The sequence below is a fragment of the Streptomyces sp. 6-11-2 genome (genome assembly GCF_006540305.1).
In the GTDB taxonomy this organism is placed as follows: Bacteria; Actinomycetota; Actinomycetes; order Streptomycetales; family Streptomycetaceae; genus Streptomyces.
The window spans coordinates 1,891,769-1,911,597 of the sequence record NZ_BJOR01000001.1; the positions used below are offsets into that span (position 1 = coordinate 1,891,769).

General features: G+C 71.8%; 15 protein-coding genes and 1 pseudogene. 2 read left to right on the plus strand and 14 right to left on the minus strand.

Annotation, left to right across the window (positions count from 1 at the left end; translation table 11 throughout):
• Nucleotides 1-21: 21 nt before the first annotated feature.
• The 6 genes from rplS to TNCT6_RS07790 form a co-directional block, all read right to left on the minus strand.
• Entirely contained in the window at nucleotides 22-372 is a 351-nt protein-coding gene (gene rplS / locus TNCT6_RS07765) for a 50S ribosomal protein L19 (RefSeq protein ID WP_141357931.1), read from the minus strand.
• A gap of 135 nt (nucleotides 373-507) precedes the next feature.
• Entirely contained in the window at nucleotides 508-1,341 is an 834-nt protein-coding gene (gene trmD, locus TNCT6_RS07770) for a tRNA (guanosine(37)-N1)-methyltransferase TrmD (RefSeq protein ID WP_141357933.1), read from the minus strand.
• The gene (gene rimM / locus TNCT6_RS07775; protein WP_141357935.1) at nucleotides 1,341-1,919 is read right to left on the minus strand and encodes a ribosome maturation factor RimM; all 579 of its coding nucleotides are present in this window, start codon (nucleotides 1,917-1,919) and stop codon (nucleotides 1,341-1,343) included. The genes trmD and rimM overlap by 1 nt, the downstream gene beginning before the upstream one ends.
• A gap of 111 nt (nucleotides 1,920-2,030) precedes the next feature.
• Complete coding sequence (locus TNCT6_RS07780) at nucleotides 2,031-2,270, minus strand: RNA-binding protein (RefSeq protein ID WP_141357937.1); 240 nt, start codon at nucleotides 2,268-2,270, stop codon at nucleotides 2,031-2,033.
• Nucleotides 2,271-2,275: 5 nt separating this feature from the next.
• Nucleotides 2,276-2,704: a 30S ribosomal protein S16 gene (gene rpsP / locus TNCT6_RS07785; RefSeq protein WP_141357939.1), complete on the minus strand. Its 429-nt coding sequence runs from the start codon at nucleotides 2,702-2,704 to the stop codon at nucleotides 2,276-2,278.
• 339 nt (nucleotides 2,705-3,043) lie between these two features.
• A complete protein-coding gene (locus TNCT6_RS07790; protein ID WP_141357941.1) occupies nucleotides 3,044-3,640 on the minus strand; it encodes a hypothetical protein in 597 nt (198 codons plus the stop codon).
• Nucleotides 3,641-4,182: 542 nt separating this feature from the next.
• Here TNCT6_RS07790 and TNCT6_RS07795 point away from each other — a divergent pair.
• Nucleotides 4,183-5,052: an SAM-dependent methyltransferase gene (locus TNCT6_RS07795; RefSeq protein ID WP_141357943.1), complete on the plus strand. Its 870-nt coding sequence runs from the start codon at nucleotides 4,183-4,185 to the stop codon at nucleotides 5,050-5,052.
• A 69-nt stretch (nucleotides 5,053-5,121) separates the two neighbouring features.
• Here the strand turns inward: TNCT6_RS07795 and ftsH are convergent.
• The 6 genes and pseudogenes from ftsH to TNCT6_RS07825 form a co-directional block, all read right to left on the minus strand.
• Nucleotides 5,122-7,072, minus strand: a pseudogene (gene ftsH, locus TNCT6_RS07800) (ATP-dependent zinc metalloprotease FtsH).
• Between the two features lie 156 nt (nucleotides 7,073-7,228).
• Entirely contained in the window at nucleotides 7,229-8,776 is a 1,548-nt protein-coding gene (ffh, locus tag TNCT6_RS07805; RefSeq protein ID WP_141357945.1) for a signal recognition particle protein, read from the minus strand.
• A 216-nt stretch (nucleotides 8,777-8,992) separates the two neighbouring features.
• Complete coding sequence (locus TNCT6_RS07810) at nucleotides 8,993-11,440, minus strand: [protein-PII] uridylyltransferase (protein ID WP_141357947.1); 2,448 nt, start codon at nucleotides 11,438-11,440, stop codon at nucleotides 8,993-8,995.
• Nucleotides 11,441-11,465: 25 nt separating this feature from the next.
• Entirely contained in the window at nucleotides 11,466-11,804 is a 339-nt protein-coding gene (locus TNCT6_RS07815; protein ID WP_141357949.1) for a P-II family nitrogen regulator, read from the minus strand.
• The gene (locus tag TNCT6_RS07820) at nucleotides 11,801-13,165 is read right to left on the minus strand and encodes an ammonium transporter (RefSeq protein WP_141357951.1); all 1,365 of its coding nucleotides are present in this window, start codon (nucleotides 13,163-13,165) and stop codon (nucleotides 11,801-11,803) included. The genes TNCT6_RS07815 and TNCT6_RS07820 overlap by 4 nt, the downstream gene beginning before the upstream one ends.
• 318 nt (nucleotides 13,166-13,483) lie before the next feature.
• Entirely contained in the window at nucleotides 13,484-14,968 is a 1,485-nt protein-coding gene (locus tag TNCT6_RS07825) for a hypothetical protein (protein WP_141357953.1), read from the minus strand.
• A 446-nt stretch (nucleotides 14,969-15,414) separates the two neighbouring features.
• Between TNCT6_RS07825 and TNCT6_RS07830 the strand changes: the two genes are divergently transcribed.
• Nucleotides 15,415-16,077 carry a bifunctional DNA primase/polymerase gene (locus TNCT6_RS07830; RefSeq protein ID WP_141357955.1) on the plus strand — a complete coding sequence of 221 codons (663 nt, stop codon included), beginning with the start codon at nucleotides 15,415-15,417 and terminating at the stop codon, nucleotides 16,075-16,077.
• Between the two features lie 842 nt (nucleotides 16,078-16,919).
• Here TNCT6_RS07830 and ftsY read toward each other — a convergent pair.
• Together ftsY and TNCT6_RS07840 are read right to left on the minus strand one after the other, a co-directional pair.
• Nucleotides 16,920-18,128: a signal recognition particle-docking protein FtsY gene (ftsY, locus tag TNCT6_RS07835; protein ID WP_141357957.1), complete on the minus strand. Its 1,209-nt coding sequence runs from the start codon at nucleotides 18,126-18,128 to the stop codon at nucleotides 16,920-16,922.
• Between the two features lie 171 nt (nucleotides 18,129-18,299).
• On the minus strand, nucleotides 18,300-19,715 hold the full coding sequence (locus TNCT6_RS07840) for a sugar porter family MFS transporter (RefSeq protein ID WP_141357960.1): 1,416 nt from the start codon (nucleotides 19,713-19,715) through the stop codon (nucleotides 18,300-18,302).
• Nucleotides 19,716-19,829: the final 114 nt, after the last annotated feature.

Sequence of the window (19,829 nt, forward strand, 5' to 3'; positions counted from 1 at the left end):
GCCATGGACTCCGGGAGGCGCTCAGTTCTCGCGCTTCTCCTTGATCTTCGCGGCCTTGCCGCGCAGCTCGCGCAGGTAGTACAGCTTGGCGCGGCGCACGTCACCCTTGGTGACGAGCTCGATCTTCTCGACGATCGGGGTGTGCACCGGGAAGGTGCGCTCGACGCCGACGGAGAAGGAGACCTTGCGGACCGTGAAGGTCTCGCGCACGCCGGAGCCCTGGCGACGGATCACCACGCCCTTGAACTGCTGCACACGGGAGCGGTTGCCCTCGATGACGCGGACGTGGACGTTGACGGTGTCGCCCGGGCGGAAGGCCGGGACGTCCTCGCGCAGCGACGCGGCGTCGACGAAGTCGAGCAGGTGAGACATTTCGTCTGCTTTCTTCGTTGATGCCACAGGTCATCAACGGAAACTAGATGTACGGAGTTGGTGCTGCACGGGTCGGGACGGGCGTCGTGTCCCCCTGCGGCAGGGGCGCACGCCGGACCGGCGCACAACAGCGCTCTATTCTTCCACGCCATCGGTCCTGCGCCAAAATCGGCCGTGTGCCTCACCCTCGGGGTCCGGCGACCAGCCCAGGATGGACAGCATCTCGCGGTCCTTCTTGTCGAAGGCCTTCGGATCGCAGCGCTCGACGAGGTCGGGCCGGTGGGCCGTCGTGCGCCGCAGGGCCTCGTCGCGGCGCCAGCGGGCGATCTTCCCGTGGTGGCCGCTGAGCAGCACCTCGGGGATGCCGTGGCCGCGCCACTCGGGCGGCTTGGTGTAGACGGGGCCTTCCAGGAGGTTGGCCATCGTGCCGGGCGCGAAGGAGTCGTCGCGGTGCGACTCGGCGTTGCCCAGGACGCCGGGCAGCAGCCGCGCCACGGCCTCGGTGACGACCAGCACGGCCGCCTCGCCGCCGGCGAGGACGTAGTCGCCGATGGAGACCTCGTAGACGGGCATCCGGGTGGCGTACTCGTCCATCACCCGACGGTCGATGCCCTCGTAGCGGGCCGGCGTGAAGATCAGCCAGGGGCGCTCGGAGAGCTCCACGGCGAGTTCCTGGGTGAAGGGGCGGCCACTGGGCGTCGGGACGATGAGCGCGGGCGCGTGCGAGCCGGTCTCGTAGCCGTCGGCGAGGACCGTGTCCAGGGCATCGCCCCAGGGCTCGGTCTTCATGACCATGCCGGGGCCGCCGCCGTAGGGCGTGTCGTCGACCGTGTGGTGGCGGTCGTACGTCCAGCCGCGCAGATCGTGGACGTGCACGTTCAGCTGTCCACGCGCGCGTGCCTTGCCGACCAGGGAGACGTTCAGGGGGTCCAGGTACTCGGGGAAGATCGTGACGACGTCGAGCCGCATCAGGACTCGTCCTCCGCGGATGTGTGGGAGGAGGCGCCGGGTCCGTCGGTGGCCTCGTCGCGGACGTCCTGGTCGTCGATGAGGCCGGGCGGCGGGTCGACGACCGCCCGCTGCTCCTCCAGGTCGATCTCGGTGACGATCTCCCCGACGAACGGGATCATCACCTCGGTGCCGTCCGGACGCTCGACGATCAGGAGGTCCTGGGAGGGCAGGTGGGAGATCTCGGTGATCCGGCCGACCTCCTTGCCCTCCGTGGTGACGACGTCGAGGTCCATCAGTTGGTGGTCGTAGTACTCGTCCTCGCCCTCGGGAAGCTCCTCCGGGTCGATCTCGGCGATCAGGAGGATGTTGCGCAGGGCCTCGGCGGCGGTGCGGTCGCGCACGCCCTCGAAGCGCAGCAGGAGGCGGCCGCTGTGGACGCGGCCCGTCTCGATGGTCAGCGGGCCGGCGGACGCCGGGTCGGTGGCCAGGACGGCGCCGGGGGCGAGCCGCAGTTCGGGCTCGTCGGTACGTACCTCCACGGTGACCTCGCCCTTGATGCCGTGGGCGCGGCCGATCCGTGCGACTACCAGCTGCACGTGGAAGATCTCCTGTCGGAAGTCTGAACGCGAGCCGCCGGGCGGCTCATACGACTACGGGCCGGGGACGGCCCAGCGGCCCTCCCCGGCCCGAGCCGGTTGCGAAAAGCGTCAGCGGACGTGGTCCACGTCGACGAGGTCGACACGGACACCGCGGCCGCCGATGGCGCCCACGACGGTGCGCAGGGCGCGTGCGGTACGACCGTTGCGGCCGATCACCTTGCCCAGGTCGTCCGGGTGCACCCGGACCTCGAGCACGCGTCCGCGGCGCAGGTCGCGCGAGGCGACCTGCACATCGTCAGGGTTGTCGACGATGCCCTTCACGAGGTGCTCAAGCGCCTCCTCGATCATGCTGCTCAGGCCTCGGTCGACTCAGCCGAAGAAGACTCGGCGGCGGCCTCGTCCTTCTTCTCAGCCTTCTTCTTCTGGGTGATGGCCTCACCCTTGTTCTCGTCGTCACCACCGATGGCCTCGAACGACGGGCGCGTGGCCTTCTCGGCCGGCTGGAGCAGCGGCGCGGGGGCGGGCTCGCCCTTGAACTTCTGCCAGTCGCCGGTCTTCTTCAGGATGGCGAGCACGGGCTCGGTCGGCTGGGCGCCGACGGAGAGCCAGTACGCCACACGCTCGGCGTTGACCTCGATGCGCGAGGGGTTCTGCACCGGGTGGTACAGACCGATCTCCTCGATGGCCCGGCCGTCACGGCGGGTACGGGAGTCGGCGACGACGATGCGGTAGTGAGGCGAACGGATCTTGCCCAGACGCTTCAGCTTGATCTTGACTGCCACGGGAGTGGGTTCTCCTGGATTTGACGTGGTTGGGCACGGCGGAGATGCCGCGTGGGGTTGCGGTACCCGAGTGCCCGACGGACGCGTCAGCCGGAGGAGAGAGGGGTCCTGTGCGGCTGTCGAGTACAGCTAGCCATTGTGCCACACCTGGCAGGCGTCCCTCCGCGGAGGGTGCGGGGGCCGCCCCCGGGCACGACGGAGCCACACCCGGCGCTCCGGGTGCCGTGGATGCGAGCGCCTGCCCGCGCCGGCGGGGGTGCCGCCGCGTACGGCGGCACCCCGCGCACCAGTCCTGCCGCTCATCCGGCACCCACGAGATGCCGGTACGCGGTGAGCCGGTCAGCCGGCCGCCGCGCCCACCGGCTCCGGGATCCTGAACGGCTTGCCGCAGCCGCCGCACATGATCGGGGCCTGGGCCAGGACCGAGGGGACGACCCGCACATTGCGACCGCAGTCGCAGACCGCCTTGACCCTGACCCCGCCGCCGGACGAGCCGTGGCGGGCGGCCGGTCCGCGGAAGGAACGGCCGGTGTCGGCGGAGGTGGCGACCGAGTGGGCCTTCAGCGCACGCTGGAGACGCTCGATCGTCGGGCGGTAGCGCCGCTTCGCCTCGGGGCTGAGCGTGACCAGCGAGAAGCCACTGCTCGGGTGCGGCTCCTCGGGGTGATCCAGGCCCAGCTCCTCGGAGATCGCGAGGAACCTGCGGTTGTGGTAGCGGCCCGCACGGGACGTGTCGCGTACGCCGCGCGCGGCGGCGACGCCATGGACTGCTTCGTGAAGCAGTCGCTCGAAGGAGAGTTCGTGTCCGCACGCGGACGACGACTCGCCGATCAGGGACTCGGGCGCGGCAAGATCCGGCAGCTCGGGGTGGTACCGCTGAATGTCGGCCCACGCCTGCGCCAGCTCTGCGGCGAGAACAGGTGGTGTCGTGCTCACGTAATGACAACGAGCCGGAGGGCCGCTGTGTTCCTATTCCGGGGCATCCCAAATAATTTGCACGTACCCGTCAGTCGTCGCTGATGCGTCCTGACGAGGGCGGGTGCGCTGATCTGCGGAGAAGCCGCACAGCTCCACCCAAGGTGGTGCGCAAAGGGAGTACGCGCCGGCGCGTATGCCCCTCGCGCACGCGGGGGGCATCGGGATCGCGCCACGCGCAAGAGGCGTTTCGGCCGCATCCCGGCCGGGGACCCTCATCCCGGTCAGCGTCCGCGACGCCCGCGAGGTTACCCGGTGCGCCTCCGGCGTCCGGCACCGGCCCACAGGACAAGCCGACTTCCGGCCACGTCGATCTCGGATCCAGGTTGCCGGGATGTGAAATCCCGGCCCGCACCGTCACAGGACACAAACAGGGCCCCGCGCCCCCTGGACGCGAGGAAGGGCTCGGAGTTACCTGGCATACGGGGGAAGTGGGAGCGTACGGCACGGGGGCCACGGAACCGGGCACAGCGACAGCACTCGGCGGATTGGGGCGCCTATCCATGACACCTGCGCTCGTGCGGCAGCACGTACGGCACACGGCAACAGTGCCCGACGCGGAGTCACGCGCACGCGCGCGTGACTGGTCCGAGATCCAGGAGCGGATGCTGGTCCCGCTCTACGAGGCCGTCTACGCGCGACTGGACGTGGGCTCCCGCACACGGCTGCTGGCCCTCGGCTGCGGCTCCGGACTCGCCCTGCTCCTGGCCGCGGCCAGAGGCGCGACGGTCACCGGTGTCGACTCCTCCTGCCCCGAGCGGCTCGCCCTCGCCCGCAGGCGGCTGCTGCCGGAACCGGGGGACACACGCGCGCGTGCGACCGCCCGGATCGTCGACGGATCACCGCGGGACGCCGCTGCCCCCGACAGCCCCGCGTACACCCTCGTGACCGCCTTCGAGCCGATCGGCTGCACGGTCGGCTGCCTCGCGGGCGACTCGGAGGAGCCGGCCGGTCTGCTCGCCGCCGCGACACCGCTCGCCGAGAGGGGGGCGCCCGTGGTCCTGACCGGCTGGGGACCGCCGGAGCGCTGCGCGACCTCGTCCGTGCTGCGGGTGGCGACCAAGCTCGCCGATCCGCTGCGCAGCCCCGGCAACCGGCGCCCCACCCCGCGCGACGACCTGGAGGAGGTGGCCCGGCGCGCCGGTCTGCGGCCGGACGGCTCCGGCCGCGTCGCCTGCCCCTTCGGGTACGCCGACCTCGACAGCGCGGTACGCGGACTGCTCTCCACGGGGCTGTTCGACGCGGCCGTCGCCGCCACCGACCGGAACCAGGTCGACAAGGAACTCGCCGAGGCCCTGCTCGCACACCAGCGGCCGGACGGCACCGTGTGGATGCCCAACGTCTTCCGGTACCTGATCGCACGGACCCCCTGAATGCGGACGCCCTGAACACGACGCCCCGGACACCGGCGCCCGGACACCGGCGCCCGCAGACCCCGAACCTCATGGGACGCCGCCGGCCTCCGCCTCCTTCCGCAGCCGGGTGATCCCGGCGACCCGGTAGGCGTCGGCCTCCTCCAGCGTCTCGTTCTCCAGCAGCGCCTGCGCCAGCGCGTCCAGCTGCCCCCGGTGTTCACGCAGCTTGCGGCACGCCTCCTCGTAGCACTCGTCGACGATGCGCCGCATCTCGCTGTCGATGGCGTCCAGGGTCTGCGGGGCGGCGGCGAGCCCGTAGGCCTGCTGGGCGTCGTCCGGCAGGGCGGAGAGGCGGCCCAGGTGCTCGCTCATGCCCCAGCGGGCCACCATCCCGCGCGCGATGCCGGTGACCTGCTCGAGGTCGTGCTCGGAGCCGGTCGTGATGACCTCGTAGACGACGTGTTCGGCCGCCATGCCGCCCAGCGCGCCGATGATGCGGCCCCGCAGGTACTCCTCGGTGTACGCGTACTTGTCGGACTCCGGCGTCGACAGCGTCACCCCGAGCGCCCTCCCGCGCGGGACGATGGTGATCTTGCGAACGGGGTCGGCGCCGGGTTGGAGCATGCCCAGCAGGGCGTGCCCGCTCTCGTGGTACGCGGTGCGCCTGCGCTCCTCCTCGGGCATCACCAGCGCACGTTCGGCGCCGAGCTGGACCTTCTCCAACGCCTCCGAGAAGTCGGCCCGCGTCACCTGCTCCTGCCGGCGCTTGACCGCGAGCAGGGCGGCCTCGTTGGCGAGGTTGGCCAGCTCCGCCCCGGTCATGCCCGGAGTCGTACGGGCCACCCGGGCGAGGTCCACGTCCTGGGAGAGCGGGATCTGGCGGGTGTGGATCCGCAGGATCGCCTCGCGTCCGCCCCGGTCCGGCGGCGAGACGCTCACCACCCGGTCGAAGCGGCCCGGACGGGTCAGCGCGGGATCCAGCACGTCGGCGCGGTTCGTGGCGGCGAGCACGATGACGCCCTCCGAGCCGGAGAAGCCGTCCATCTCCGTCAGGATCTGGTTCAGCGTCTGCTCGCGCTCGTCGTGCCCGCCCACCGAGGCTCCGCCGCCCCGGGCCCGGCCGATGGTGTCGATCTCGTCGATGAAGACGATCGACGGCGCCACCTTGCGGGCCTCCGCGAACAGCTCGCGCACCCGGGAGGCACCCACTCCCACGATCATCTCGATGAACTCGGAGGCCGACGCCGAGAAGAACGGCACATCCGCCTCACCGGCCACGGCCCGCGCGAGCAACGTCTTGCCCGTGCCCGGGGGTCCCGTGAGCAGCACCCCGCGGGGCATCTTCGCGCCCATGTGGCGATAGGCGTCCGGATGCTCCAGGAAGTCGACGACGTCGTCCAGCTCGCCCTTGACCTCGTCGATGCCCGCCACGTCCGCGAAGGTGGTGCGCTGGGTGCCCGGCTGGAGTTCGACCGGCCTGGGCGGCGTCTTGCGCCCCAGCAGACCGCCCGGCCCGCCCAGACCCGAGCCGATCCGCCGCGCGAAGAAGATCCACAGCGCCGCCAGCACCGCGATCGGCGCCAGCGAGAGCAGCAGAGTTCGACAGCAGGCCACGCTCCTGCACGACCGGCTGCGCGGTCACCGTGACATGGTGGCTGCTCAGGCTCTGCCAGAGCTTGTCGTCCGCGAAGGCCGGGCGCTGCGTCTTGAACTTGGTGTACTTCCCGCCGCCCTCGGGATTGGCCTGGGAACTCTTGAGCCGGCCCTGGATCGCGTCGCCCTTGGAGTAGATCGTGCCGACGTTCCCCGCGTCGAGCTGCCTGCTGAACTCCGTGTACGAGATCGTCGGCTCGTTGCCCTGGTTGTAGTAGCTCAGCCCGCCGTAGGCCAGCAGGAAGACGATCACCGCGGTGACGAGCAGGCCCCACCACCTGCCGCGCATCCTTCTGGCCCCGGGCTGCCTGGGCGGCTCGTCCGGCGTGCCCTCGGTACGCCACGGCTGGTCAGAGCCGTTGCGCGGTGGCGCGGCATTGCTCATATCTGGACGTTACGGCACATGGCGTACACCGGCACGCGCTGAGGGCGCCCTTCCGTGGAAGGGCGCCCTCAGCGCCGTCCAGACGCCGTACGGGTGACACGCGCGTCCCGTACGACGCTCGGGGTGGGCCTCAGCCCATGAACTCCCCGGCGGGCCTCAGCCCATGAACTTCTTGAACTCGTCCGGAAGCTCGAAGTCCTGGCCACCCTGCTGCGGCAGCCCCAGGGCGCCGCCCGCCTGGGCGGCGGCGCGGCGGGCCGCCTCCTCCTGCTCCTGCTGCTTGCGCTTCATCGGGTTGCCGGAGCGCTGCTTGCCCTTGGCCTTCTTCGGCTGCTTCTTGGACCGACCGGGACCGCCGCCCATGCCCGGGATCCCCGGCATGCCGGGCATACCGCCGCCCTGGGCCATGCGGGACATCATCTTGCGCGCCTCGAAGAACCGCTCGACCAGGTTCTTCACCGCGCTGACCTCGACGCCGGAACCCTTGGCGATACGGGCGCGGCGCGAGCCGTTGATGACGGTCGGGTCCTGGCGCTCGCCCGGGGTCATCGACTTGATGATCGCGGCCGTGCGGTCGACGTCCCGCTCGTCGATGTTGTTGATCTGGTCCTTGATCTGGCCCATGCCGGGCAGCATCCCGAGCAGCTTGCTGATGCTGCCCATCTTCCTGACCTGCTCCATCTGGGCCAGGAAGTCGTCCAGGGTGAAGTCCTGGCCCTTCTTGGACGCCAGCTTGGAGGCCATCTTCTCGGCCTCTTCCTGGCTGAACGTCTTCTCCGCCTGCTCGATCAGGGTGAGCAGGTCACCCATGTCGAGGATGCGGGAGGCCATCCGGTCCGGGTGGAAGGCGTCGAAGTCGTCGAGCTTCTCACCGTTGGACGCGAACATGATCGGCTTGCCGGTGATCTGCCGGATCGACAGGGCCGCGCCACCGCGGGCGTCACCGTCGAGCTTGGACAGCACCACGCCGTCGAAGCCGACGCCGTCGCGGAAGGCCTCCGCGGTGTTGACCGCGTCCTGACCGATCATCGCGTCGACGACGAACAGGATCTCGTCGGGGCTGACGACGTCCCTGATGTCCGCCGCCTGCTGCATCATCTCCTGGTCGATGCCGAGGCGGCCGGCGGTGTCCACGATCACGATGTCGTGGACCTGGGTCCGCGCGTGCTCGATGGAGTCCTTGGCGACCTTGACCGGGTCGCCCACGCCGTTGCCCGGCTCGGGCGCGTACGCGGCCACGCCGGCACGCTCGGCGACGACGCTGAGCTGGTTGACGGCGTTCGGACGCTGGAGGTCACAGGCGACCAGCAGCGGGGAGTGACCCTGCTCCTTGAGCCACTTGCCGAGCTTGCCCGCGAGCGTGGTCTTACCGGCGCCCTGCAGACCGGCCAGCATGATCACGGTGGGCGGCTGCTTGGCGAAACGCAGGCGGCGGGTCTCGCCGCCGAGGATCGTGACCAGCTCGTCGTTGACGATCTTGAGGACCTGCTGGGCCGGGTTCAGCGCCTTCGAGACCTCGGCGCCGAGGGCACGCTCCTTGACGTTCTTGATGAACGAACGCACGACGGGGAGGGCGACGTCGGCTTCGAGCAGGGCGATGCGGATCTCGCGCGCCGTGGCGTCGATGTCCGCTTCGCTCAGCCTGCCTTTTCCGCGGAGGTTTTTGAAGGTCGCGCTGAGGCGGTCGGAGAGAGTATCGAACACGGCGGCGTCGGTCCTCGGGGTCGGGGTCGGCAGTCTGAGCGCCTTCCAGGGTATCCGGCTCGGCAAGCAAAGCGTCCCTGCCCGCCGAATACAGCGAGCAGGGACACACACCCCGGACCGGCGGAGACTACGTCGCGTCCATGTCGCCTTCTCTCCCATGCCACCCCCCGCGACGGCGGGGAGCACCTCCGTTCAACGCGTGGGACGACCACGAGGTCACGCCCGCAACGCGTCTTCCAGCTTGCGGGCCACAGAAGCCGCCTCCTCGGCCGAGAGCGGAGCGCTCTTGTCACTCATGACGTAGAAGGCGTCCATCGCATTGGCGCCGAGCGTCGACACGTGCGCACTGCGCACCTGCACCCCCGCGTCCTCCAGCGCCCGCCCGATCCGGAACAGCAGCCCCGGCGCGTCCTGGGCGCGGACCTCGATCACGGTGGCGTGCCGGGAGGCGGCCGGGGCGACCGTGACCCTGGGCGGGGGTGCCGCCACGCCGTGGCGGCGCGGGTAGGCGGCGTCCCGTTCGGCGAGGCGGGCCGCGACGTCGAGGGTGCCGTCCAGGGCCCGGACGAGGTCGGCGCGCAGCCGGGCGGCCCGGGGCAGGGTGCCGTACTCGGCGGCGACCCGCCAGTCCAGCAGGAGTACGGAGCCGGGGGCGACGCCGTCCGGCAGGTCCAGGGGCCGTAGCTCGGCCGTGCGGACGGTGAGCCGGTGGGTCGCCAGCACTCCGGCGACCGAGGGCAGGACGCCGGGCTGGTCGGGAACGGCGATCAGCAGCTCGACGCCGAGGGGCTCGGGCTCCCCCGGGTACTCCTCGATGGACGGTTCGGTCCGCGCCCGCAGCGCCAGGGCCGGCCCGCCGGTGCGGAAGGCCTCGATGGCGAGCCGCTCCTGCTCGGCGGTGGGCGCGGCGGGCTCGGGTTCCTCGGGGACGTCCCCGGCGAGGACCGCGCCGACCCGTCCGACCAGGTCGGTGACGAGGGAGCCGCGCCAGGACGACCAGGCGGCCGGCCCGGTGGCCAGGGCGTCCGCCTCGGTGAGGGCGTGCAGCAGTTCGAGGGTGCTCTGGGTGCCGACCGCCTCGGCGACGGCGTGGACGGTGACCGGGTCGTCCAGGTCGCGCCGGGTGGCGGTCTGGACGAGCAGCAGGTGGTGGCGTACGAGGGTGGCGAGCACCCGGGTGTCCGCCGGGTCGAAGCCGATCCGCCAGGCCACGTCCGCGGCGATGCTCTCGCCGGCCGCGCAGTGGTCGCCGGGCCGGCCCTTGCCGATGTCGTGCAGCAGCGCGGCGACCAGAAGCAGGTCGGGGCGGCCGACCCGGCGGGTGAGGGCGGAGGCGCGTACGGCCGTCTCGATCAGGTGGCGGTCGACCGTCCAGCGGTGGACGGGGTTGCGCTGCGGGCGGCAGCGCACCCGCTCCCAGTCGGGCAGGAACCGGGTGATCAGCCCTTCCGCCTCCAGTGCCTCCCAGACCTCGACGGTGGGGCGGCCGGAGCCGAGCAGAGTGACGAGCTGTTCGCGGGCCTCGGCGGGCCAGGGCGTGGGCAGGGGGCGGGCGGTGGCCGCGAGATGCCGTACCGCGTGCGGGGAGAGCGGCAGGCCCGCCTGGGCGGCGGCGGCCGCTGCGCGCAGCGGAAGCACCGGGTCGCGTTCGGGGCGCGCGGTGCGGGCGAGCCCGACCTCGCCGTCCTGTTCCACCACGCCTTCGGCGAGCGGCGTCCTCTCCGCGACCGGCCTGCCGCCGCCGAGCAGGGCGCGCAGTCTCGGCCGCACCGCGCGCGACCGGAGCACACGCCCCACCTCGCGCCAGGTGACGTCACCGGCGTACGAGAGGACGCGTGCCGCCTCGTACACCTGGCGCAGGAGCGCGTCGGCGTCGGGCAGGCCCAGTTCCGCGGCGACCTGGTCCTGGTCCTGCAGCGCGAGCCGGTCGGAGGCGCGGCCCGTCGTCAGGTGCAGGACGTCACGCACGTCCAGCAGCCGGCGGCGGGCGTCGGCGAGGCCCTCGCGCGGTGCGTCGGCGAGCCAGGAGGCGGCGACGGCACGCAGGGCGGTGGCGTCCCGCAGGCCACCGCGGGCCTCCTTCAGGTCGGGCTCCAGAAGGTACCCCAACTCGCCCTGCCGCTCGGCGCGTTCGGCGCACAGCTCCCGGAGTTCGGGCAGGCGTCTCGGCGCCTGGTTGCGCCAGTCGGCGAGGATCGCGGTGCGCAGTGCGGTCGTCAGGCCGAGGTCGCCGGCGAGGTGCCGGGTGTCCAGCAGGCCGAGCTGGACCTTGAGGTCGTCGCGCGCCGCCCCGCGGGCCTCGGCCGGGGTGCGGACCGCGTGGTCCAGGGCGATGCCGAGGTCCCACACGGGGTACCAGAGGCGGTCGGCGAGGGCGGCGATCTCCTCGGTGTCACCGCCGTGGTGCAGGAGCAGCAGGTCCAGGTCGCTGCGGGGCGACAGCTCGCCGCGCCCGTAGCCGCCCACGGCGACGAGGGCGACGCCCCGCGGTCCCCCGGCCGCCCTGGTGAACAGCTCCGCGAGCCAGTGGTCGGTCAGTCCGGCGAGCGCGGCCCGGCGCGGTGGCCCGGACCGCGCCCCCTCGGTGAGGAGGCGCAGCCGGGCCGCCGCGTAGCCGCCCGGCTCCGCGTTCTCCGCTTCGCTTCGCACGTCCGTTCCCGTCACCGGCGGCTCCTGTTCCTCGCGCTGTTCAGAGCGCGTCCGGTCCGCGCTCGCCGGTGCGGACCCGGACCGCCGTCTCGACCGGCACGGACCAGACCTTGCCGTCACCGATCTTCCCTGTGCGGGCGGCCTTGACGACGACTTCGATCAACTGCTCGGCTTCGTCGTCCTCGACGAGCACCTCGATGCGGATCTTGGGCACCAGGTCGACGGTGTACTCGGCTCCGCGGTAGACCTCGGTGTGGCCGCGCTGACGTCCGTAGCCGCTCGCCTCGGTGACGGTGAGACCGTTGACGCCGAACGCCTGGAGGGCCTCCTTGATCTCGTCGAGCCGGTGGGGCTTGACCACGGCGGTGATGAGCTTCATGCGTCCACCTTCCTGCTCTGCGTGGCGGCCTTCTTGATCTGCGCGGCGGCCAGGGCCGGGGTGGTGACGGCGGTGACGACTCCGCCGCCCGCGCCGGTGAGGTCGTAGGCGGTCTCGGCGTGCTCGGCCTGGTCGATGCCGGAGATCTCCTCGTCCTCGGTGACCCGCATGCCGATGGTCCGGTCCAGGAGGAAGGCGAGGATGGCGGAGGCGATCAGGGAGTAGGCGAGGATGGCGAAGACACCGGCGCACTGCTTCCAGAACTGCTCCAGGCCACCGCCGTAGAAGAGGCCCTTGACGGTGGACTGGCCCTTGCCGCTGGCGAAGAAGCCGATCAGCAGGGAGCCGACGACGCCGCCGACCATGTGGACGCCGACCACGTCGAGGGAGTCGTCGTAGCCGAACCGGTACTTCAGGCCGACCGCCATGGCGCACAGGACGCCGGCGACGGCACCCACGGCCATCGCGCCGAGCGGGGAGACGGCTCCGCCGGACGGGGTGATCGCGACCAGGCCGGCGACCGCGCCGGAGGCGGCTCCGAGGGTGGTGAACGCGCCGTGCCGGATCTTCTCGTAGGCGAGCCAGGCGAGCATGGCGGTGCCGGTGGCGACCTGGGTGTTGACGAACATCAGCGGGCCGACGCCGTCGTCGTTGCCGAGCCAGGAGCCGGCGTTGAAGCCGAACCAGCCGAACCACAGCAGTCCCGCGCCGAGCATGACCAGCGGGAGGCTGTGCGGGCGCATCGGGTCCTTCGTGAAGCCGATGCGCTTGCCGATGACGAGGATCACGCCGAGTGCCGCCGCGCCGGCGTTGATGTGGACCGCGGTACCGCCCGCGAAGTCGATCACGCCGAGTTTGGCGGCCCAGCCGTCGGCGCCCCAGACCCAGTGGGCGACCGGAAAGTACACGACCGTGGCCCACAGCACCAGGAACAGCGTCCAGGCGCTGAACTTGACCCGGTCGGCCAGGGCGCCGCTGATCAGGGCGGGGGTGATGATCGCGAACATCAGCTGGAAGACGGCGAAGACGAAGACCGGGATGGTGTATCCGGGCCACAGTTCGGTCTTGCCGATACCGCTGAAGCCGACGAAGTCGGAGGTCCAGCCGATGAGGGAGCCCCGGTCGGCGCCGAAGGCCATCGAGAAGCCGTAGAGCACCCACAGGACGGTGACGACGCCGAGGCTGATGAAGCTCATCATCAGCATGTTCAGCGTGCTCTTGACCCGGACCATGCCTCCGTAGAAGAAGGCCAGACCGGGGGTCATCAGCATCACCAGGGCGGAACAGATGAGCATGAAGCCGGTGTTGGCGGACGACAGTTTGGGTGCGTCCGCCGCCAGCATGATGGCGGCTGATGCCATCGGCGTCTCCTCGTCGGTCGGTGCGGCCCCGTGCGGGCGGCCGGGCGAAGCCTTGCGCGGTCCGGTCGGCCAGGGGTTGGGCCGGCCGACCGTGCCACGAGACTCGCCCGGCGCGGTTTCGGTGGATGCCTCGCGTTGTTTCGCCGGGGTGACGAAGAGGTCTGCTGTGTTACGTAGCGGTGAAGCGCGTGGTGACGTGCCGTGAAGCACGTGCCGGAAAACAGGCCGGCCGCGGGCGGCCTTCCGATGACCAGGCATGGGGGAGCCGAGTCGGGCAGTTCGGGAGGGCCGGCCGCGGCCGGGGTCGGGGAGGCGCTGTCAGACGGCCTCGGCGGTCTCGGGCAGTTCGGCGGCGAGCTGTTCGGTCAGGTCGATGACCTCCGCGAGGTCCCCGTAGCCGCGTACGGCGTTGTCGACGGTCTTGCGGATACGGGTGTTCACGCGCTCGGAGCGGACCTTCTTGGCCACCCTCATGGCCTGCCTCGCGTATTCGGTGCTCTGCTCGGGCTCGCGCTGGAGCAGGTGGACCGTGGCCATGCCGATGAGGTTCAGGGCGTACGACCGCTGGTGTTCGCGGTCCTCGGCGAACTGTTCCACGGCCTTCCGCATCAGCGGCTCCGCCAGTGAGGCGTAGGTGGGACTGCGGCCGGCGACGTAGGCGAGGTCACGGAAGGAGTGGGAGTTCTCGCCGTACAGCTCGGCCTCGGAGAAGAAGCGGATCCAGTCGGGGTCGGGCTCGTCCCAGTCCTCGGCGTCGGCGAAGGCGTCCTCGGCCATGCGCACGGCGCGCTTGCACTTGCCGGGCTGGCCCGTGTTGGCGTAGGCGCGGGCCTCCAGCGCGTACAGCATGGACTGGGTGCGCGGGCTCGCGCAGTCGCGGCTGCCGTACTGCGCGAGGTGGATGAGCTCCAGGGCGTCCTCGGGGCGGCCGAGGTGGATCATCTGGCGGCTCATGCTGGACAGGACGTAGGAGCCGAGCGGTTTGTCGCCGGCTTCCTTGGCGGCGTGCAGGGCGAGGACGAAGTACTTCTGCGCGGTCGGCTGGAGTCCCACGTCGTAGCTCATCCAGCCGGCCAGTTCGGCGAGTTCCGCGGCGACCTTGAACAGCCGGCGGCCGGTGGGCTCGGGCTGGGGCTCCTGGAGGAGGTCCGTCACCTCGTGCAACTGGCCGACGACCGCCTTGCGGCGCAGGCCGCCGCCGCACTGGGCGTCCCACTGCCGGAACATCACGGTGGTGGTCTCCAGCAGCTCCAGCTCGGGCCGGGAGAGCCGGCCGGGACGGCGGGAGGCGGCCTGCGGCTCGGGCTCCTCCAGGGGGGCCGGGGGCGCGGGCACGAGCCAGCGCTGGAGCGGCTCGATGAGGGACGGGCCCGCGGACAGCGCCAGCGACGTTCCGAGGAAGCCGCGCCGCGCCAGCATCAGGTCGCTGCGCGAGAACTCGCTGAGCAGGGCCACGGTCTGCGGGCCCGTCCAGGGCAGGTCGACACCGGTGGCGGAGGGGGTCGGGCGGGCGGTGCGCAGACCGAGGTCCTCCACGGCGACGACGCAGCCGAAGCGCTCGGAGAACAGCTCCGAGAGGATCCTGGGGATCGGCTCGCGCGGGTTCTCGCCGTCCAGCCACCGCCTGACGCGCGAGGTGTCGGTGGAGATGTGGTTGGCGCCCAGCTGGCGGGCTCGGCGGTTGACCTGGCGGGCGAGCTCGCCCTTGGACCAGCCGCTGCGCACGAACCACGAGGCGAGCAGCTCGTTCGGGCGCTTGTCCGCGCTCGCAGCGCTCGTCTCGCTTCCGTCGTTGCCGCTCACTGGAACGCCCCCATCCCTGAGACCACTTGTCGCTTGGTGCGCCAAGCCCTATCAGAATGCCGGTCAACAAGGCCGTTCGTCCGCCGATTCTCACCCTTCGAACCGACTGCCGACTTGCCTCCGGCATACCCACGAGTGCATGTGCCCCAGGCCTCGCACACTCACAGTAATCCTACGATCACCCGTCCAGCCACGGGGATCCCTGAAACGCCACCATTCGCCACCCCTTCGAATGAACCCTCGGTGACCCCTACGCGATTCACTTGACATAGGACAGCCGCGGGAGAGTGGAGCGGTGCATGCGAGGGCGCGCGCCGCCGGACGCACCACCCCCGGCGCCGCCGCACGCCGCACGGCCCCGACCGGGCCGGGGAGGAGCGGAAACAGAGAGTGACGATCGGCATCCGTCTCGTAACCATCGGGGCGGTGGACCCGTTGGAGGGGGCATGGGCTTCACGATCGGCGGCATTCGCGAGATCCGCTCCGGCACGCGGCGGCGCGGCCGGTCGTACCGCTCGTCGGAGTGCACGGCGGTGGCCGAGTACACCGGGCTGTGGGGCTGGGACGTGGTGCGGGGCGCGCGGGCCGTCGGCGGCGCCTGCTCCTGCGGCCGCACGAACTGCCCGGCTCCGGGTGCCCACCTCCTGGAGTTCGCGCCCGGGATCCCGGCCGGGGCCACGCTCGACGAGGTGACCAGGGCGTGGCGGGAGCTGCCGGGGGCCGCGGTGATGCTGGCCGTCGGCCGCGTCTTCGACGTCATCGAGGTCGCCGAGCCGGCCGGGCGCCGCGCCCTGGTCCGGCTGGAGCGCATGGGCCTCCCCGTCGGCCCGGTGACCGCCACCCCGGACGGCCGGGCCCAGTTCTTCGTCGCCCCGGGCGCCGCCGCCGAGCTGCCCGCCCTGCTCTACCGCCTGGGCTGGGACGATCCCGGCTCCCTCGACCTGCGCGGCCTCGGCCCCGGCACGTTCCTCACGGCCCCGCCGTCCGACCGCGGCGGCTGCGGCCCGGTCCGCTGGCTCCGCCCACCCGCCCTGGACACCGCCAAGCCCCCTCAGGCCCGCCTCCTCCTGGGCACGCTGGCCTATGCGGCGCACCGGTCACGGGCGTAGCCGGAGGACGGACACCCGAACGGCGCCACCGGGGGCACCCGACGGCCGGCGAAGGTCGGGGCGCGGTCCTGTCGAGCGGGCCGCTCACGGGGTCAGTCGGCTGAGCACGGCCCACGGGAGCAGTCGCCGAGCACGAGTGGCGGGAGCATCCGCCGCCAGGGTGGGCGGGAACAGCGAGGACGCGGCGCCGTCGGCCCCACATACTCGCCCTCGACGGCCGTCGAAGAATGCCTCACCGGCGGCCCCCTCCCCGGCCGCCTGGCCGCTCGGGCCATCGGCTCGCCACGTCCGGACGGATCCCGTCGTCGGCCTGTCGGAGTGCCCCGCGTGGGGTGGGCCCGCGGCCCGTGCGGCCGGCGGGAGCCCTCGGCTCGTGTGCCGGACGAGTCTGGTCGTATGGACGCCCCCCACCGGGGGCTCAGTGTCTTGCGCGGGTGCGCGTCCGGGTCCGGGTGGTGGCGCGTGCGTGTGCGTGGGCGACGCCTCCGCCTCGGCACGTGTCCGCTCCCGCCGGTGTCCCCACGCCGCATACGGGCGCGGGACGGGCGGCAGCCGAAGGTGCCGGCGTCCGGCGTCCGGCCGGGGGCGTTCTGGGAGTGGCCGCGACTGAGCGTGGCCCGACGGGCCGTCGGAGCGACGAAGTGTCGGAGTGTCGTGGACTCTCCCCAGCGGCCGGGGCAGGGACTCGTCCTGTGGTCCTCGGCTCGGCCTGTCGGGCCCGGCTCTGCGTGCCGGTCCCGTAGACGCTCGGCGTGCCGGGGCCGTGGGCGCTCGGGTGCCGGGGCCGTAGACGGAAGTGCCCGCCCCGGTGGGACCGGGGCGGGCACGGAAAAGGGTGGGAGTCAGTCTCCGATGAGGGCGTCGACGAAGGCCTCCGGTTCGAAGGGGGCCAGGTCGTCCGGGCCCTCGCCGAGGCCGACCAGCTTGACCGGCACACCCAGCTCGCGCTGGACGGCGACCACGATGCCGCCCTTGGCCGTACCGTCCAGCTTGGTGAGCACGATGCCCGTGATGTCGACGACCTCGGCGAAGACGCGGGCCTGGACCAGACCGTTCTGGCCGGTGGTCGCGTCGAGCACGAGCAGCACCTCGTCCAGCGGCGCGTGCTTCTCCACGACGCGCTTGACCTTGCCGAGCTCGTCCATGAGGCCGGTCTTGGTGTGCAGGCGGCCGGCGGTGTCGATGAGCACCACGTCGGCGCCCATCTCCTTGCCGTCCTTCACCGCGTCGAAGGCGACGGAGGCGGGGTCGCCGGCCTCCGGGCCGCGCACGGTGTAGGCGCCGACCCGCTCGCCCCAGGTCTGCAGCTGGTCGGCGGCGGCCGCGCGGAACGTGTCGGCGGCGCCCAGCACGACGCTGCGGCCGTCGGCGACCAGGACCCGGGCGAGCTTGCCCGTCGTCGTGGTCTTGCCGGTGCCGTTGACGCCGACGACCATCACGATGCCCGGCTTGCTGGCGGCCGGCTCGGTCTTCACCGTGCGGTCCATGTCGGGGCCGATCAGCGTGAGCAGCTCCTCGCGCAGCAGCCCGCGCAGCTCCTCGGGGGTACGGGTGCCGAGCACGCGCACGCGCTCGCGCAGCCGGTCGACCAGCTCCTGGGTGGGCCGCACGCCGACGTCGGCGGTCAGCAGGGTGTCCTCGATCTCCTCCCACGTGTCGTCGTCGAGGTTCTCGCGGGACAACAGGATGAGCAGGCCCTTGCCCAGGGCGTTCTGCGAGCGGGAGAGGCGGGCGCGCAGCCGCACCAGACGGCCGGCGGTGGGCTCGGGCACCTCGATCGGGGGTGCCGGAAGCTCCTCGACGGGCGGCTCCTCGACGGCGACGGAAGCCGAGCCGTCGGGCAGGTCCACCTCCTCGATCGTCCGCCGCGGCTCCTCTCGCGGCGTCTCGGCCTCCTCGCCGACGTGTGGCTCGGCCGGAGGGGCGGTGATGTCGGGCGCCGAGGGCGGCGGCGGGGGCAGCGGCTTCCTCCGCCGGCTGCCGATGATGAGCCCGCCGAGCGCGCCGAGCACGACCACGGCGATAACTACAGCAAGGATGATGGTTTCCATAACGCGTCCAGTATGCGCGACCACCTGGGCGGTCAGCGGTAGTCCCGACGGGGCCGCGTGCCCCTGGAATACCGGACCCGCCGGCCGCCCGGCGTACGGGATGCGGACCGCCCGCACGAGCACGTGCTGCCCAGGCTCGGTGCGTGAGCCGGGGCAGTGAGGCAGGGGCGGTTACCCCATCTCCTCCAGCGCCTTGCCCTTCGTCTCCTTGACGAACTTCAGGACGAACGGGATGGAGAGCGCGGCGAAGGCCGTGTAGACGACGTAGGTCCAGGAGAGGTTCCAGTCGGCCAGCGACGGGAAGCTCGCGGTGATGGCCCAGTTGGCGATCCACTGGGCGGAGGCGGCCACGCCCAGCGCGGCGGCGCGGATCTTGTTCGGGAACATCTCGCCGAGCAGGACCCAGACGACCACACCCCAGGACAGGGCGAAGAAGAGGACGAAGACGTGGGCCGCGATCAGGGCGACCCAGCCCTGGGTGGCCGGCAGCTTGCCGCCCACCAGGGGGTACGAGAACGCCCAGGCCTCCAGGGCCAGGCCGACGACCATGCCGCACGAGCCGATGAGCGCGAGCGGCTTGCGGCCGATGCGGTCCACGAAGATCATCGCGATCACGGTGCCGACGATGTTGATGATCGACGTCGTGAACGAGTAGAGGAACGACTCCGTCGGGTTGACGCCGACCGACTGCCACAGCGTCGCGGAGTAGTAGAACGCGACGTTGATGCCGACGAACTGCTGGAAGGCTGACAGGCCGATGCCGATCCAGACGATCCGCTTGAAGAGGAAGCTGCCGCCGAGCAGGTCCTTGAAGGTGGACGTGTGCTCGCGCTTCATGGCGGTCTCGATCTCGGCCACGCGGGCGTCGAGGTCGATGTGGTCGCCCTCGACCTCGGCGAGGATCCGGCGGGCCCGGTCACGGCGGCCGACGGAGAGCAGGAAGCGCGGGGACTCGGGGATGGCGAAGGAGAGCAGTCCGTACAGGACGGCCGGGACGACCATCACGCCGAGCATGACCTGCCAGGCCTCCAGGCCCAGCAGCCGGCCGCGCTGGTTGCCGCCGGCGGCGTTGAGCAGACCCCAGTTGACCAGCTGGGAGATGGCGATGCCGACGACGATCGCGGCCTGCTGGAAGGAGCCGAGGCGACCCCGGTAGGCGGGCGGGGCGACCTCGGCGATGTAGGCGGGGCCGATGACCGAGGCCATGCCGATGGCGAAGCCGCCGACGATCCGCCAGAAGGCGAGGTCCCACAGGGCGAACGGCAGGGCCGAGCCGACGGCGCTGACGGTGAACAGGGCCGCGGCGATCCGCATGCAGCGGATGCGGCCGATGCGGTCGGCGATGCGGCCCGCGGTCGCGGCGCCGATCGCGCAGCCGATCAGGGCGATGGCGATGACCTGGGCCAGTTCCGCGGATCCGATGCCGTAGCGGCTCCGGATGGCCTCGACGGCGCCGTTGATCACGGAGCTGTCGTATCCGAACAGGAAGCCGCCCATGGCGGCGGCCGCGGCGATGAAGATGACGTGCCCGAGATGTTCGGGGTGAGCCGTCCGGGCTCCCGGCCCTGGGGCCTGCGTTGTGGTCACGTGTACTCCTCGGGCACCCCGGCAGCGCTGCCGGGGGTGGGGGTCAACCCCTCCATGCGATGAGATCTGAAGATAAAAACAACGCTACAGAGGTTATGCCTTCACCTGTCGAAG